15 protein-coding genes are annotated in these 13,720 nt (G+C 68.2%); 4 read left to right on the top strand and 11 right to left on the bottom strand.

Annotated elements, in window-relative coordinates; all coding sequences use genetic code 11:
• Nucleotides 1–72: 72 nt before the first annotated feature.
• From B1A74_RS04120 to nadC, 3 genes are read left to right on the top strand one after another with little or no spacing between them, the layout of a single operon-like run.
• Nucleotides 73–837 carry a DUF4197 domain-containing protein gene (locus tag B1A74_RS04120; protein ID WP_018947007.1) on the top strand — a complete coding sequence of 255 codons (765 nt, stop codon included), beginning with the start codon at nt 73–75 and terminating at the stop codon, nt 835–837.
• Nucleotides 834–2,333, top strand: coding sequence for an exodeoxyribonuclease VII large subunit (gene xseA / locus B1A74_RS04115; protein WP_018947006.1), 1,500 nt, complete (start codon nt 834–836; stop codon nt 2,331–2,333). The genes B1A74_RS04120 and xseA overlap by 4 nt, the downstream gene beginning before the upstream one ends.
• Nucleotides 2,330–3,223 (top strand): carboxylating nicotinate-nucleotide diphosphorylase, encoded by an 894-nt coding sequence (gene nadC / locus B1A74_RS04110; RefSeq protein ID WP_077243846.1) that lies wholly within the window; start codon nt 2,330–2,332, stop codon nt 3,221–3,223. Before xseA ends, nadC begins: the two co-directional genes overlap by 4 nt.
• Nucleotides 3,224–3,242: 19 nt before the next feature.
• Here the strand turns inward: nadC and B1A74_RS04105 are convergent, their stop codons facing one another.
• The 4 genes from B1A74_RS04105 to B1A74_RS04090 all read right to left on the bottom strand — a co-directional run bounded on the left by B1A74_RS04105 (nt 3,243) and on the right by B1A74_RS04090 (nt 7,092).
• Nucleotides 3,243–3,974, bottom strand: a complete 732-nt coding sequence (locus B1A74_RS04105; RefSeq protein WP_077243845.1) for a ferredoxin--NADP reductase — start codon at nt 3,972–3,974, stop codon at nt 3,243–3,245.
• Nucleotides 3,975–4,066: 92 nt separating this feature from the next.
• Complete coding sequence (gene mazG, locus B1A74_RS04100) at nt 4,067–4,906, bottom strand: nucleoside triphosphate pyrophosphohydrolase (RefSeq protein WP_077243844.1); 840 nt, start codon at nt 4,904–4,906, stop codon at nt 4,067–4,069.
• A 146-nt stretch (nt 4,907–5,052) separates the two neighbouring features.
• Nucleotides 5,053–6,372, bottom strand: coding sequence for an MFS transporter (locus B1A74_RS04095; RefSeq protein WP_018947002.1), 1,320 nt, complete (start codon nt 6,370–6,372; stop codon nt 5,053–5,055).
• A 51-nt stretch (nt 6,373–6,423) separates the two neighbouring features.
• A complete protein-coding gene (locus tag B1A74_RS04090) occupies nt 6,424–7,092 on the bottom strand; it encodes an ArsR/SmtB family transcription factor (RefSeq protein WP_077243843.1) in 669 nt (222 codons plus the stop codon).
• Nucleotides 7,093–7,309: 217 nt separating this feature from the next.
• Between B1A74_RS04090 and B1A74_RS04085 the strand changes: the two genes are divergently transcribed.
• Nucleotides 7,310–7,759 carry a hypothetical protein gene (locus tag B1A74_RS04085; RefSeq protein ID WP_018947000.1) on the top strand — a complete coding sequence of 150 codons (450 nt, stop codon included), beginning with the start codon at nt 7,310–7,312 and terminating at the stop codon, nt 7,757–7,759.
• A gap of 150 nt (nt 7,760–7,909) precedes the next feature.
• On the opposite strand, the gene mnhG is transcribed toward B1A74_RS04085, so the two are convergent.
• Genes mnhG through B1A74_RS04050 form a run of 7 tightly spaced genes read right to left on the bottom strand, consistent with a single transcriptional unit; the run spans nt 7,910 to nt 13,638 of the window.
• A complete protein-coding gene (gene mnhG, locus B1A74_RS04080; RefSeq protein WP_018946999.1) occupies nt 7,910–8,308 on the bottom strand; it encodes a monovalent cation/H(+) antiporter subunit G in 399 nt (132 codons plus the stop codon).
• Nucleotides 8,301–8,582: an MrpF/PhaF family protein gene (locus tag B1A74_RS04075; RefSeq protein ID WP_018946998.1), complete on the bottom strand. Its 282-nt coding sequence runs from the start codon at nt 8,580–8,582 to the stop codon at nt 8,301–8,303. Before B1A74_RS04075 ends, mnhG begins: the two co-directional genes overlap by 8 nt.
• Nucleotides 8,582–9,055 (bottom strand): Na+/H+ antiporter subunit E, encoded by a 474-nt coding sequence (locus tag B1A74_RS04070; RefSeq protein ID WP_018946997.1) that lies wholly within the window; start codon nt 9,053–9,055, stop codon nt 8,582–8,584. The genes B1A74_RS04075 and B1A74_RS04070 overlap by 1 nt, the downstream gene beginning before the upstream one ends.
• Nucleotides 9,052–10,566: a Na+/H+ antiporter subunit D gene (locus tag B1A74_RS04065; protein WP_018946996.1), complete on the bottom strand. Its 1,515-nt coding sequence runs from the start codon at nt 10,564–10,566 to the stop codon at nt 9,052–9,054. Before B1A74_RS04065 ends, B1A74_RS04070 begins: the two co-directional genes overlap by 4 nt.
• Entirely contained in the window at nt 10,563–10,916 is a 354-nt protein-coding gene (locus tag B1A74_RS04060; protein WP_018946995.1) for a Na+/H+ antiporter subunit C, read from the bottom strand. Before B1A74_RS04060 ends, B1A74_RS04065 begins: the two co-directional genes overlap by 4 nt.
• Nucleotides 10,913–11,338 (bottom strand): Na+/H+ antiporter subunit B, encoded by a 426-nt coding sequence (locus tag B1A74_RS04055; protein ID WP_018946994.1) that lies wholly within the window; start codon nt 11,336–11,338, stop codon nt 10,913–10,915. The genes B1A74_RS04060 and B1A74_RS04055 overlap by 4 nt, the downstream gene beginning before the upstream one ends.
• Nucleotides 11,335–13,638 carry a putative monovalent cation/H+ antiporter subunit A gene (locus B1A74_RS04050; protein WP_077243842.1) on the bottom strand — a complete coding sequence of 768 codons (2,304 nt, stop codon included), beginning with the start codon at nt 13,636–13,638 and terminating at the stop codon, nt 11,335–11,337. The genes B1A74_RS04055 and B1A74_RS04050 overlap by 4 nt, the downstream gene beginning before the upstream one ends.
• Nucleotides 13,639–13,720 lie beyond the last annotated feature (82 nt).

Below are 13,720 nucleotides of genomic sequence, written 5' to 3'. Positions count from 1 at the left end.
ATCGGGCAGGTGCGTCGCATCCGCAGCGCTGCGAAGTTACCCTTGTATCTCCGCATTCCGAAGGGTCCAGACATGTCATCGACATCCCGTCTTGCCGGCCGCCGCCGGTTCCTGTTCCGCCTCCTGCCGGCAACCGCGCTGCTGGCCGCCGCACCCGCCGGCGCCGACTGGTGGGAACGCGGCCGCGAGGCCCTGGGAAGCCTGACCGGGGGCGACAATGGCAGCGCTCTAAGCCAGGACGAGCGCATCGACGCCCTGCGCGAGGCGCTGTCCATCGCCACCCGCAACGCCACCGGCGAACTGGCGCGCCACGACGGCTTCTGGGGGAACCCGGAGGTGCGCATCCCGCTGCCCGGGCTGGTGCAGTCCACGCGCGACACCCTCGACCGCTTCGGTGCGGCGGGCCCGGTCGACGACCTGCACGAACGCATGAACCGGGCCGCCGAGGATGCCGCCCCGCAGGCCCGCGAACTGTTCCTGGACGCCATCGAGGACCTGACCCTGGACGAGGCCCGCGAGATCATCCGGGGCCCCGACGATGCCGCCACCCGCCACTTCGAGACCCGCATGAGCGACCCGCTGGCCGCGCGCATGGAACCGGTCATCGACGAAGCCCTGCGCGAATCCGGTGCCATCAGCGCCTACAACGACCTGCTGGCCGAGGTCGAGGACATCCCGTTCGTCGCCGACATCGCCTTCGATCCGGTGGACCACGTACTGGGCTACGCGATGTCCGGTCTGTTCGACACCCTGGCAAAGGAAGAGGCGGCGCTGCGGGCCGACCCGGTCGGGCGCGGCACCGAACTGCTGGAACGCGTATTCGGAGGCGGCGAATGAATGATTCCGCCGCGGTCCTGACCGTGGCCCAGCTGAACCAGTGCGCGGACGGACTGCTGCGCGACGGGCTGGGATCGGTGCGGGTCGAGGGCGAGGTCTCCAACCTGCGCCGCTACCCGTCGGGCCACCAGTACTTCTCGCTGAAGGACGAGAACGCCAGCGTCAACTGCGTGCTGTTCCGCGGCAACGCCCGGCGCGCGGCGCCCTTCGCCGACGGCGACGCGGTGCAGGTGGGCGGGCGCGCGGGCATCTACCCGGCCCGCGGGCAGTTCCAGATCGTGGTCGAGCGGCTGGAGCCGGCCGGCGAGGGCCGGCTGCTGGCCGCCTTCCAGCGGCTGAAGAAGCAGCTCGAAGCCGAGGGCCTGTTCGACCCGGCGCGCAAGCGCCCGCTGCCCGCCTGGACCCACCGCCTGGGGGTCATCACCTCCGCCCAGGGCGACGTGCGCCACGACATCGAACGCACCCTGGCGCGGCGCTTCCCGCTGCTGCTGCCGGTCACCCTCTACCCCACCGCGGTGCAGGGCGCGGCCGCCGCCGACCAGATCGTCGCCGCGCTGGAACGCGCCGGCGCGGAGCAGGCAGTGGACGTACTACTGCTGGCCCGCGGCGGCGGCTCGCTGGAGGATCTGCAGGCATTCAACGAGGAGAACGTGGCGCGCGCGATCGCCGCCTGTCCGATCCCCGTGGTGACCGGCGTGGGCCACGAAAGCGACGTCACCATCGCCGATTTCGTCGCCGACCTGCGCGCCTCCACCCCCACTGCCGCGGCCGAGGCGGTCAGCCCCGACGGCCCGGCCCTGCGCCAGCAGCTCGGCGAGATCCGCGCCCGCCTGGAACAACGCCTGGAGCGCCGCATCACCACCGACCGCGCGCGCCTGGAGGCCCTGGCCACACGGCTGCAGCGCCGCCATCCGCGCCAGCTCCTCGAGCGCCACGACCAGCGCCTGGATGAACAGCGCGAACGCCTGCAAAGAGCCTGGCGCCTGAACCATGAACGGGCCGAGCAACGGGTGCATCGGGCTCGGCTGCGGCTGGCCGGCGCCTCCCCCGGGGCGCGCCTGCAGCAGGCCCGGCTGCGCCTGGAGCACCTGCACAACCGCCTGCAGCACCAGCGGCCCGATCGGGATCTGGCCGCGCGGCGCGAACACCTGCGACGCCTGCAGGCACGTCTCGAGGGGACGACCCGCCGGCAACTGGACGCGCAACGACGCCAGTTCGAGGCCAGCCGGCGCCAGCTGCGCTCCCTGGACCCGACCGCGGTGCTGCAACGCGGCTACGCCATCCTCGCCACCGAGGCCGGCGAGCTCCTGCGCGATGCCGCGGCGGTCTCCACCGGCAGCGCGGTCCATGCCCGCCTGGCCCGCGGCTCGCTGGAGCTGGCCGTAACGGGTACACATCCGCAGGGAACGGATGCCGGCGCCGAGTCAGACCGCAAGGCAGCCCCCGGGACCGCCAGCAACCGCCCGGCATCCCGCTCCGACGGAGACCCGTCATGACCGACACCGCCCCCCGCGACCCGTTCGTCCGCGGCCCTGCCGCACCCGACCCCGCCGCACTGGAACGCGAGGTGGCCGCGGCACTGGAGGAGGATCTCGGCCCCGGAGGCATGGCCGCCGACGTGACCGCAGCGCTGGTGCCGGCCGGGCGCCATGCGCGCGCCTCGCTGTGGCTGCGCGAGGACGCCGTCATCTGCGGCCAGCCCTGGGCGGAACGCGTGCTTGCCCGCCTGGACCCGAACCTGCGCATCGAATGGGCGGTCGCCGAGGGCGAGGCCTGCGCGGCCGAGACCCGGATCGCCCGCATCGAGGGCCCGGCCCGCGCGCTGCTGGCCGGCGAGCGCGCCGCCCTCAACCTGCTGCAGACCCTGTCCGGCACCGCCACCGAAACCGCTCGCTGGGTAGCGCGCCTGCAGGACCACCACGCGCGCATCCTCGACACCCGCAAGACCCTGCCCGGCCTGCGCCACGCGCAGAAGTACGCGGTGCGCATCGGCGGCGGCCACAACCACCGCCTGGGCCTGTGGGACGCGGTGCTGATCAAGGAAAACCACATCGCCGCCTGCGGCTCCATCGCCGCCGCGGTGCAGCAGGCCCGGACACTGGGCGCGGGTCGCTGGGTGGAGGTGGAGACCGAGAACCTGGACGAGGTCGACCAGGCACTGGAGGCCGGGGCCGACGTGATCATGCTGGACGAGCTGAAGACCGGCGATCGCGCGGAGGCGGTGCGGCGCATCCGCGGGCGCGCCATCTCCGAGGCCTCCGGCGGAGTCTCGGCCGATACCCTGCTAAAGGTCGCCGCGTCCGGCGTGGACTACATCTCGGTGGGGGCGCTGACCAAGCACCTGCGGGCGGTGGACCTGTCGCTGCGGCTGGACGACGACCGCTGAACCGCCGCCCGCGCAGTGCCTACCACCACTTCTCGTATTTGAGCTGCGTCTCGGGGATACCCCAGTCGCCCAGCAGGGTCGCCATGTCCTCGATGAACTCGCGCGAGCCGCAGAAATAGAACAGCGCGTCGCGCGGCAGCTCCAGCGACTCCAGCAACGGGTGCGAGATGCGCCCGGTATGCCCCAGCCAGTCCTCGGCTTCACGCGTTACGGTCAGGGTCACGTCGATATTCGACGCTGAAGCGAGGCGCTCCAGCTCCTCGGGGAACAGGACCTCGTCGCGCCGCGCGACGCTGTAGACCAGATGCGCGTTCACCTCGGGGGCCGATTCGTGCACGTAGCGCAGGATGCTGAACAGCGGCGTCACGCCGATACCGGCGCCCAGCAGCACCACGTTGTCGGCCATGCCGCGCTCGAAGAAGAAATCGCCCTGCCCCGCGGTGATGTAGACGGTATCGCCCTCGCGCGCGGCGGTATGCAGGTGATGGGTCGCGGCGTGGTGATCGGCGTACTTGATGGCCAGCTGCAACCGGCCGTCGTCGCGCGGCGGCGAGACCACCGAATACCCGCCAACGAACGGCTTCGCCTCGCCCTGCGGGATCACCAGATCCAGCCACTGCCCGGCACGCGAGACAAAACGCTGCGGATCCGCCGCCAGGGTGAAGGTCCGGATCAGCGGGGTAACCTGTTCGATGCGCTCGATGCGCGCCGGCATGAAGTGGTCGGGCAACGAGTCCGGGCCATGTTCCATTCGGGATTCCTTGTGGGTTGTCGGGATCGTTCAGGGGGTTGGTCCACCGGCACGGTGGCCCGGGGCGGACGGCGGGCTGACGGTCCGCGCGCTCAGGCTTGCGGGTCTTCGGGTTCGTCCGATTCGCCGCGCAGCTGGCGACGGGCCCGCTGGTACAGGCGCTCCTGGGCGTCGAATCCCAGCGCATCCAGCGACTGCCCCTCGGCAGCCGCCAGGGCCTCCATGCGCCGATAGCGCGCCTCGAACTTGCGGGTACTCCCGCGCAGGGCGCCCTCGGGATCCACGCCCAGGTGGCGCGCCCAGTTGGACACGGCGAACAGCACGTCGCCCACCTCCTCGGCCACCGCATCCGGGTCCACGCCCTCGGCCACGGCCACGCTCACCTCGGCCATTTCCTCATGGATCTTGTCGACCACAGGCCCGGCGTCGTCCCAGTCGAAGCCGTCACGCGCGGCCCGCCGCTGGGTCTTGACCGCGCGCGCCAGCGCCGGCAGCGCCAGCGGGATGTCGTCCATCGCGCTGGCATGGCCCCGCTGCTCGCGGGAGGCGGCCTTGTCGTCCTCCCAGGCTGCCTCGCGTTCGGCATCGTCACCGAAGGCGTGGCCGGCAAACACGTGCGGATGGCGCCGCACCAGCTTGTCGGCGATCCCGCGCGCGACGTCATCCAGATCGAAGCGCCCGGCTTCCTCGGCGATGCGCGCCTGGAAGACCACCTGAAACAGCAGGTCCCCGAGTTCTTCCCGCAGCTCGGCGGTGGAGGCCGCGTCACCGGCGTCACGCGCGACGGCGTCGGCCAGCTCATAGGCCTCTTCGAGGGTATGCGGGACGATGCTGGCGGCAGTCTGCGCACGGTCCCAGGCACAGCCGTGCTCGGGGTCGCGCAGTCGCGCCATGATCTCGCGCAGCCGGGTCAGGGGGTTGGATTCCGTCATGTGCGGGCAGTGTACGGACCGCGGTCGCCCCGCGCCAACGCCCCGATCCCGTGACGGAAAAGCCGGCCCGGCGTGCCTGCACGCGCCGGGCTCCGACCGGGCTCCGGCCGGGGGTCGGTGCGGCCCGCTGCGACCCCGGCGGTGGCCTACTGCGGGTCGGCCGGGTTCAGGCGCGGATGGGTCTCCTCGCCCCACCACCAGACGGCTGCACCGGACAAGAACATGGCGATGGCCACGAACCAGAAACCCCAGTCCACCGTACCGCCCACATGGGCCACGATACCCAGCCCCAGCGCACCGATCCCGTAACCCAGGTCACGCCAGAAACGGTAGGTGCCGATCGCCGAACCGCGCCAGTTCGGATGCGCGATGTCGGCCACCGCGGCACTCAGGTTGGGGTACAGCAACGCCATGCCGAAGCCGGTCACGGCCGCAGCGAACGACCACCAAAACACGCCCTGGCCGAGCAGGGTCAGGGCCACCCCGGCACCGCAGATCCACATGCCCCAGACGATCGGCTTCATGCGGCCAATGTGGTCAGACAGCCGTCCGGTGGCAAACTGGGAACCGCCCCAGACGAAACCGTAGATCCCGACCACCCAGCCAATGGCCGCAAGGCTGAGCCCCTGCTGATAGAGGAACACCGGGTAGAACACCCACACCAGGGCATCCACGAACTTCTCCACCAGGCCGGCCTGGGAAAACGCGGCCATGCGGCGATCGCGCCAGGACATCAGGGTGAACACCTGCCAGGTCGTGGGTGAATCCGCGATGTTCTGCGGATAGCGCGCCACCGGCCCGTCGTTGCGGCCGGCCGCGTGGCGAGCCCCTTCGGCCTTCGCCCAATCCAGGGTCTCGCGCACCAGCAGCACGGTCATGAGGATCGCCAGCGCGATCACCACCAGACCGAAGATCAGCAGACCGACACGCGGACCGAACGCCGCCGCCATGTAGCCGGTAACAATCCCGGCGACCGCCACCCCGACATAGCCGGAGAACTCGTTCATCCCCATGGTGAAGCCGCGCTCGTCGGCCCGGGTGATGTCCATCTTGGCGGTCTGGGTCATCGACCAGGCCAGACCCTGGTTCACGCCCAGCAACACGGTCGCCGCCACGATCCAGCCCCAGGTCGGGGCGTACAGGATCATGAACGGGATCGGGATGGCCGACAGCCAGCCCAGCAGCAGGACATTCTTGCGGCCCATGCGCTCGGACAGCCGGCCGGCGACGAAATTGAGCGCCCCCTTCACGATACCGAAGGCCACCACGAAGGCCGTCAGCAGCATGAACGAGCCCTCGGCGACGCCGAACTCCTCCTCGGCCAGCGCCGGGATGACCGTACGCATCATCCCGATCGTCAGGCCGACGAAGAAAACCTGGATCAGCTGCTGGCTGAACTGCCCGAGGTTCTCGCGGATCCCGTGCGTGATGTGATCGTAGGCCTCGGCGGCCTTGTGCTTGTCCATGTTCCGGTTTCCTCTGGAAATGCGTTGTCTCGCGGCCGGGGCCCGGCCGCGTCAGTCCCGCTCGTCGGTCAGCGGCAGGCCCGCGTGGCGCCATTCGGCCACGCCCTCCTCCACGCGTTGCGCAGCGATCCCGTGCTCGCGCAGCAGGGCGACGGCCTCTTTCGCCATCAGGCAGTAGGGGCCACGGCAGTAAGCGACCACCGGGCGGTCGGCCGGCAGTTCCTGCAGGCGCTGATTCAGCTCTTGCAGCGGGATGGAGCGCGCGCAGGGGAGATGCCCGGCGGCGTACTCGACCCCGGGGCGCACGTCCAGCACCACCACGTCGCCGCGCCGGGCCTGTTCCAGCAGTTCCGGACCGGCGACCGGGGCCAGCTCGTCGGCGCACTCGGTCAGCTCGCGGGTGGCCGCCTGCAGCTCCAGAAGGCGCTCCTCGGCCAGCGAACGCAGCACCACCCAGAAGTCCGCGACGTGGCGGCCAGCGAGACGATAGTGGACATGACGCCCGGCGCGACGAGCCTCCACCAGACGGGCCTCGCGCAGGGCCTTGAGGTGGGCACTGGCCAGTTTGACGCTGATGTCGGTGTCCGCCGCCAACTGCTCGACGGTCTTCTCGCCCTGCACCAGCACCTCGATCAGCTCCAGGCGCCTGGGGCTGGCCGCGGCGCGCGTAATCCGCGCCACCTGCTCGTACAGCACATCCTTCAGTTCGCGCTCGTCCATCCCGGTGTAACTATCATTCCAATATTCTTTGGAATGAACGATACCGAGACCGGCCCGGCGACACAACCCCGGTTTCCACAGGCCCTTCGGCCCTTGTGCCTTTGTTGCGTGCCACCTATTTCTGAGTAAATTGGTCAACAATTCATTCAGCACATTCTGATTCGCTGAATGAAGCCACAATGCCCCCGGGCATCTTCCTCAAACCAAGGAGGACGTTATGAGCAACCTGATCCAGAACTTTCCGCCGGACGGCGTGGTGACCATCAACCGGGTCATCCTCAAGCCGGAATACAGCATCGACGACCTGCAGGAACGCGTGGCCGTACTGTGCGAGAACGTGAAGACCTACCACTCGGACAGCGGCTTTGTCGGCGGCTTCGTGGCCCTGAACTCGGGCTCGGTGTCCAACGAGGGTTCCACCATCGGCCAGGCCGTGGAGAGCCCGATGAAGGACAAGGAAGCGCTGATCATCACCTTCTGGCGCAGCTTCGAGGAGCACGAGGAGTCGCACCGCAGCGAGACCTTCCAGCCGCTGTTCCAGGAGGTCCTGGACCTGTGCGAGAACGGCAACGAGGAGATCGCCTACGAGATGTTGTGGTCCGGCGCGGCCTACGATCCCGAAGAGGCGAAGGCCGCGCGCGAGGCCAAGGAGACCCACGCAGCCTGATTCGGGCATCTCTCCGGACACCCCTTCGTACGAGAAGCGTGAACTTGCCGGGGCCTTCGGGCCCCGGCTTTTTTGTGCGCGAGCGGTTCTGCGCGAGCGGCTCCGGCGGGGATCACCGAGTCCGACGGGCGTCCTGCGGGGAGCGGGAAGTCAGTCGTGGTCGCGTTTTTCGGTGGAGCCGGACGAGGCCTCGGAATCCTCCGAGGCAAGGGTATGGGTCTCGGGATCGTAGCGATTCTTCAGTTCGTCCTTGAGGGTGCCTTCCCACAGCGGGATGCCGACGAAATACCCGGCGCGACCGATCAGGTGCGCGGCCACCGGCGCGGTGAGGATGATGAACACCACGATCGCCAGCGCCCGCGCGGTTACCGCACCATCATCGAAAAACACGGCGACGGCTACCACCATGGTCCCGCCCCCCAGAGCACCCGCCTTGGTCGTCGCGTGCATGCGCGTCAGCAGGTCCGGCATGCGCAGGGCGCCCAGGGCAGCCAGCAGCATCAGCAACGAACCCAGCAGCAACAGGAACGCGGTGAGCAGTTCAATCATCACTACGCTCCCCTCCCTTTTCCAGATAACGCGCGAAGCCCACCGCGGCGAGGAACGCGGTGAGTGCCAGGACCACGGCCACGTCGAGGAAGTTGGCCATGCGCGTGGCCACCGCATGGGTCGCGATGAACCCGACCGTCAACGATGCGATCAGCTCCAGCGCCACCACCCGGTCGGGCAGGCTCGGTCCCTTGATCAGACGGATGAAGATGATCACCAGCGCCAGGCTGAGGATCACGAAGGTCGCGGTCACGGCCCAGTCGAGAATCGGCATCAGTCGATCAGCTCCATCACGCGGCTTTCCAGGTCCTGCAGTTCGCGCCTCAGCTTGTCCTCGTCCTGCAGATACATCGCATGAATGTACAGCACCTTGCGATCGGTGGAGACATCCAGGCTGAGGGTGCCCGGTGTCACCGAGATCAGGTTGGCCAGCACGGTGATCTGGGCATCGGTATGGGCGCGCAGCGGGAATGCGATCACGCCGGGCTTCATCAAATGGGTGGGCGTGAGCACGTCCCAGGCCACTACCAGGTTGGCCTTGACCAGATCATAGATGAAGAAGCCGATAAACGAGATCACTTTCGGCACCTTCCAGAAGAAGCTGCTGTGATCCGCCTTGCGGTTGAACGCGACCCACAGCGCCAGATAGCTGAAAACCAGCCCGGCAAGCAGGCTGTTGGCCGTGAAGCTGCCGGTCAGCATCATCCAGGCCACCGCCAGCAGCAGGTTGAGTGCGAGCAGGTTCATCGCGCGTCGGCCCCCAGAATCGCCTCGACATAGGCATCCACATCCAGCATCTGCTCACCCGCTGCGATCGACAGCTGCAGGAACGGCTCGGCCGCCACGCCCATCAGCACCGCCAGCGCCGCCAGCGCCGCCACCGGACCGTACAGCAGCCACAGGCCGCCGCGGCCGGGCCAGGCGGCCCCGTTGGCGGGGGCCTCCTCGCCACGTGGATCGGCCTTCCAGAACGCCTCGGCCCAGATCTTCACCATCGAGTAGAACGTCAGCAGGCCGGTCAGCAGGGCGATGCCCACGATCCAGTAGGCTTCGATCTCCAGACCGGCGCGCACCAGCATCAGCTTGACCAGGAAGCCGGACAGTGGCGGCAGGCCGGCCAGCGACAGGGCCGAGATCAGGAACAGCACCGACAGCCCGGGGTGGGTACGGTACAGGCCACCCAGGTCCTTCAGCTCGTGCGTCCCGCGGGCGAAATAGGAGATCCCGCTGATCAGGAACAGGTTGGTCTTGACCACGCTGTGATGGATGATGAACAACAGCGATCCGGCGAGCGCCAGCGGCGTATGCAGCGCCAGCCCCATGATGATGTAGCCGATCTGGCTGACACTGTGGAAGGCCAGGATGCGGCGGAACTCGAACTGCGCCGCCGCGCCCAGCACGCCTACCAGCATGGTGAAGCCGGAACCCCAGAGCAGGATGGTCTGGGTGACCTCCGGGGCCTCGGTGAACATCAGGGTGAAGAAGCGGATCAGCGCATACACCCCGACCTTGGTCAGCAGTGCGGCGAAGATCGCGGAGATCGCCACCGGCGGGGTGTGGTAGGAGGCCGGCAGCCAGAAGAACAGCGGGAAGGCTGCGGCCTTGATGGCGAAGGCGACCATGAACAGTACGCCGACCACGGTTACCAGCCCGGTATTCTCGGCCTCGCCCATCTTCGCGGCAAGATCCGCCATGTTCAGGGTACCGAACATGCCGTAGGTCAGGCCTACCGCCGCCAGCAGAATCAGCGAGGAGATGAGATTGAGGGTGACGTACTTGATCGCCCCCTCCATCTGTGCGCGTTCCCCGCCCAGGATCAGCAGGGCGAAGGACGCGACCAGCAGGACCTCGATCCACACATACAGGTTGAAGATGTCCCCGGTCAGGAAGGCCCCTGCCACCCCGGCCAGCAGCAGCTGCAGCAGCGGGTGGTAGCCGAAGCGCTCGTGATCCGGCGTCATCGACACCAGCGAGTACAGGGCCACGATCAGCCCCATCACCCCGGTGAGCAGGACCATGGTCGCGCTCAGCAGATCGGCCGCCAGCACGATGCCGAACGGCGCCTGCCAGCTCCCCATGTGCATGGCCAGGACGCCATCATTCCACACCGCGACCAGCAGCCAGATACCGGACGCGGTCAGCGCCGCGCTGCCCAGCACGCCCACCGCGCGCTGGACCCCGCGCCATTGCCAGACGGCAAGCGCGAGGGCCCCGAAAAACAGGGGGATGATGACCGGAAGGGCGACCTCGATCCTCACGTGTCCGTATCCTTCATTTCGTCCAGGTCATCTGCACCCACGACCTCATAGGCGCGATGGATCAGCACCACCGCAAAGGCGAGCACACCGAAGCTGATGACGATCGCGGTGAGGATCAGGGCCTGCGGCAACGGGTCGGCCACCGGCCCTTCGGGCGTGAGCATGCCTTCGGGGATCAGCGGCGGCGCACCCCGGGTCAGCCCCGAGGTGGCAAAGATCAGCAGGTTGGCGGCGTTGGACAGCAGGATCAGGCCGATCACCAGCTTGACCAGGCTGCGCCGCAACATCAGGTAGGTGGCCGTGGCAAACAGCACGCCCACCAGGATCGCGAGCAGGGGTTCCGCAGTCATTCTTCCGCCTCCGCCAGGGCCAGGACGATGGTCAGCACGGTGCCGATCACCACGAGGTACACGCCGATGTCGAACACCAGCGGGGTGGAGAGCTTGAGCTCGCCGAACAGCGGGACCTCCACGTCCCACCACAGCGAGGTCAGATAGGCACGCCCCTGCAACAGCGCGGGCACTCCCGACACGGTCGCCAGCAGCAGACCGATGCCCAGCATGTTGCGCGGGTCGATGCGCAGGATGGCGCGCGCCTTGTAGACATCGAAGGCGAACATGTACAGCGCGAACGCCATCGCCGCCACCAGACCGGCGATGAACCCGCCGCCCGGCTCGTCATGACCACGCAGCAGCAGGAACACCGAGAACAGCAGCAGCAGTGGCAGCAGCAGCCGCGTCCCCGTCTGCAGGATGAGCGAGCCGGCCATCATGACTTGCGGTCCTCCGCGCGGAACTTGATCATCGCGTACACGCCCACCGCCGCCAGCGCGAGCACGAACAGCTCGCCCAGGGTATCCAGGGCGCGGAAGTCGACCAGGATCACGTTGACGATGTTGCGCCCGTAGGCCGACGGCTCGGACTCGGCGATGTGGTATTCGGAGATCGCCGGGAAGTACTGCACGCCCAGGGTGGCCATCAGGACCGCGGTCATGGTCACGCCCACCACCAGCGAGGCGATCACGTCACGCACCCGCGTCAGCGGATTGGAGAACTTCAGGAACCCGGGCAGGCGGAACAGCACCAGCACCAGCAGGATCACGGTCAGGGTCTCCACCAGGACCTGGGTGATGCCCAGGTCCGGCGCGCTGAAGAACACGTAGATCAGCGACACACCGAAACCGATGATGCCCAGCGAGGCCACCGCCGCCAGACGCGAGTTGGTGGTCGCCACGAACAGCGCCGCCAGCGCCACCAGCGCGGCGATCACCCACTCGTGGACCAGGATGTCGGCGAAACTGACCGTGATCTCAAGCCCGCCCAGGGTGGCGAAGGTCGCCAGCACCAGGGCCACGGTGGTCAGCATGGTCACCATCACGTAGGTGCGCAGGTAGCCGTTCTGCAGAACGCGGGTCTGGAACGCCGAGAACCACACCAGCCCGTCCATGAAACGATCGTAGCCGCGCTCCGGCGCAACCCGGAACGCCGGCGCCATGACCCGGCCGATCCCGGCGCGCACCGAATCCCAGAAGCGATAGATGACCAGACCCGCGGCGAGACTCAGCAGGGACAGGCCCAGCGGCAGGTTGATGCCGTGCCACAGCTTGAGCTGCATCTCCGGATCGGCGCCGTGGATGGAGGTGGCCGTGGCCACCACCAGCGGCTGCGCCAGGGCCGGGAAGATGCCGAAGATCAGGCCCAGGGTGGCCAGCACCGCCGGACCGGCGAGCATCGCACCGGGCGATTCATGCGGCGTGCGCGCGTACTCCGGGCGTGCGCCGAAGAACGGCCGCAGGCCGACGATGGCGGCCACGGCCACCACCAGGATCGCCGAAGCCACCGCCAGCAGCGGCAGGACCACGCCCAGCGCGTCCGGCGCACCCAGCGCCGCCTCGAGCATCAGCTCCTTGCCGACGAAACCGAACAGCGGCGGCAGCCCGGCCAGCGACAGCGCGGCAATCACCGAGAAGGCGGCGGTCAGTGGCATCGCGCGGCGCAGCCCGCCCATGTTCGGGACTTCCTTCTCGCCGGTGCCGTGGTCGATGGAACCGGCGAGCATGAACAGCGCGCCCTTGTACAGCGAGTGCGCCAGAAGGAAAGTCGCGCCGGCCATCGCGGCGTAGGGCGAATCGATGCCGATCAGCATCGTCAGCGTGCCCAGCGCCATCACCGTGGAGTAGGCCAGCAGCTTCTTGATCTCGGTGCTCTGGATGGCCATCCAGGCGCCGGTGAACATGGTCACCGCGCCAAACAGGCCGAGTGTCCAGGTCCACAGTTCGGTGCCGCCCAGCTCCGGATTCAGGCGGGCCATCAGGTACACGCCCGCCTTCACCATGGTGGCGGAATGCAGGTAGGCCGACACCGGCGTGGGCGCGGCCATCGCATTCGGCAGCCAGAAATGGAACGGGAACTGCGCCGACTTGGTGAAGGTACCCAGCAGGATCAGGATCACCAGCGGCAGATACAGCGCATGCTCGTGCAGCGAATCCTCGCCGGCGAGGATCTCCGAAAGCTCCCAGGACCCGGAGGCCACGCCCAGCAGCACCAATCCGGCCAGCAGGGCCAGGCCACCGCCGACGGTCACGATCAGGCCCTGCAGGGCGGCCTTGCGCGCCTTCAGCTGCTCGTGATTGAAGCCGATCAGCAGGTAGGAGGTGATGCTGGTCAGCTCCCAGAAGATGAACATCAGGATGATGTTGTCCGCCAGGACCAGCCCCAGCATGGAGCCCATGAACGACAGGATCAGGACATAGAAACGTCCGAGATCCCGGTGGCCTTCCAGATAGCGTCCGGCATAACTGACCACGAAAACGCCAATGCCCGCGATCAGCAGGGCGAACATCAGCGACAGGCCATCGATCAGGAAGGAGAACTGGACGTCCAGCCCGGGCATCCACTGCCAGGCCAGACGCACGGTTTCGCCGGCCGCCACAGTCGGGACGAAACTCGCGAAATAAACGAACAGGGCCGCCGGCAGCAGGGCCAGAACCCAGCCGCTGTGGCGCCCGGTCGCCCGATGCACCACGGGCGCCAGCGCCGCCACCACGAAGATTGAAAGAATCGCGAACAGCATCCAGACGGGGGTCCTGAAAGGGGATCGGGGAGCGCCCGCCGGGCGCCCGTCACGGAAGCGGGAAGGCTACCGGGTCAACCCC

The organism is Thioalkalivibrio halophilus, from assembly GCF_001995255.1.
Taxonomy (GTDB): domain Bacteria; phylum Pseudomonadota; class Gammaproteobacteria; order Ectothiorhodospirales; family Ectothiorhodospiraceae; genus Thioalkalivibrio; species Thioalkalivibrio halophilus.
This window is presented reverse-complemented; position numbering and strand designations above follow the sequence as displayed.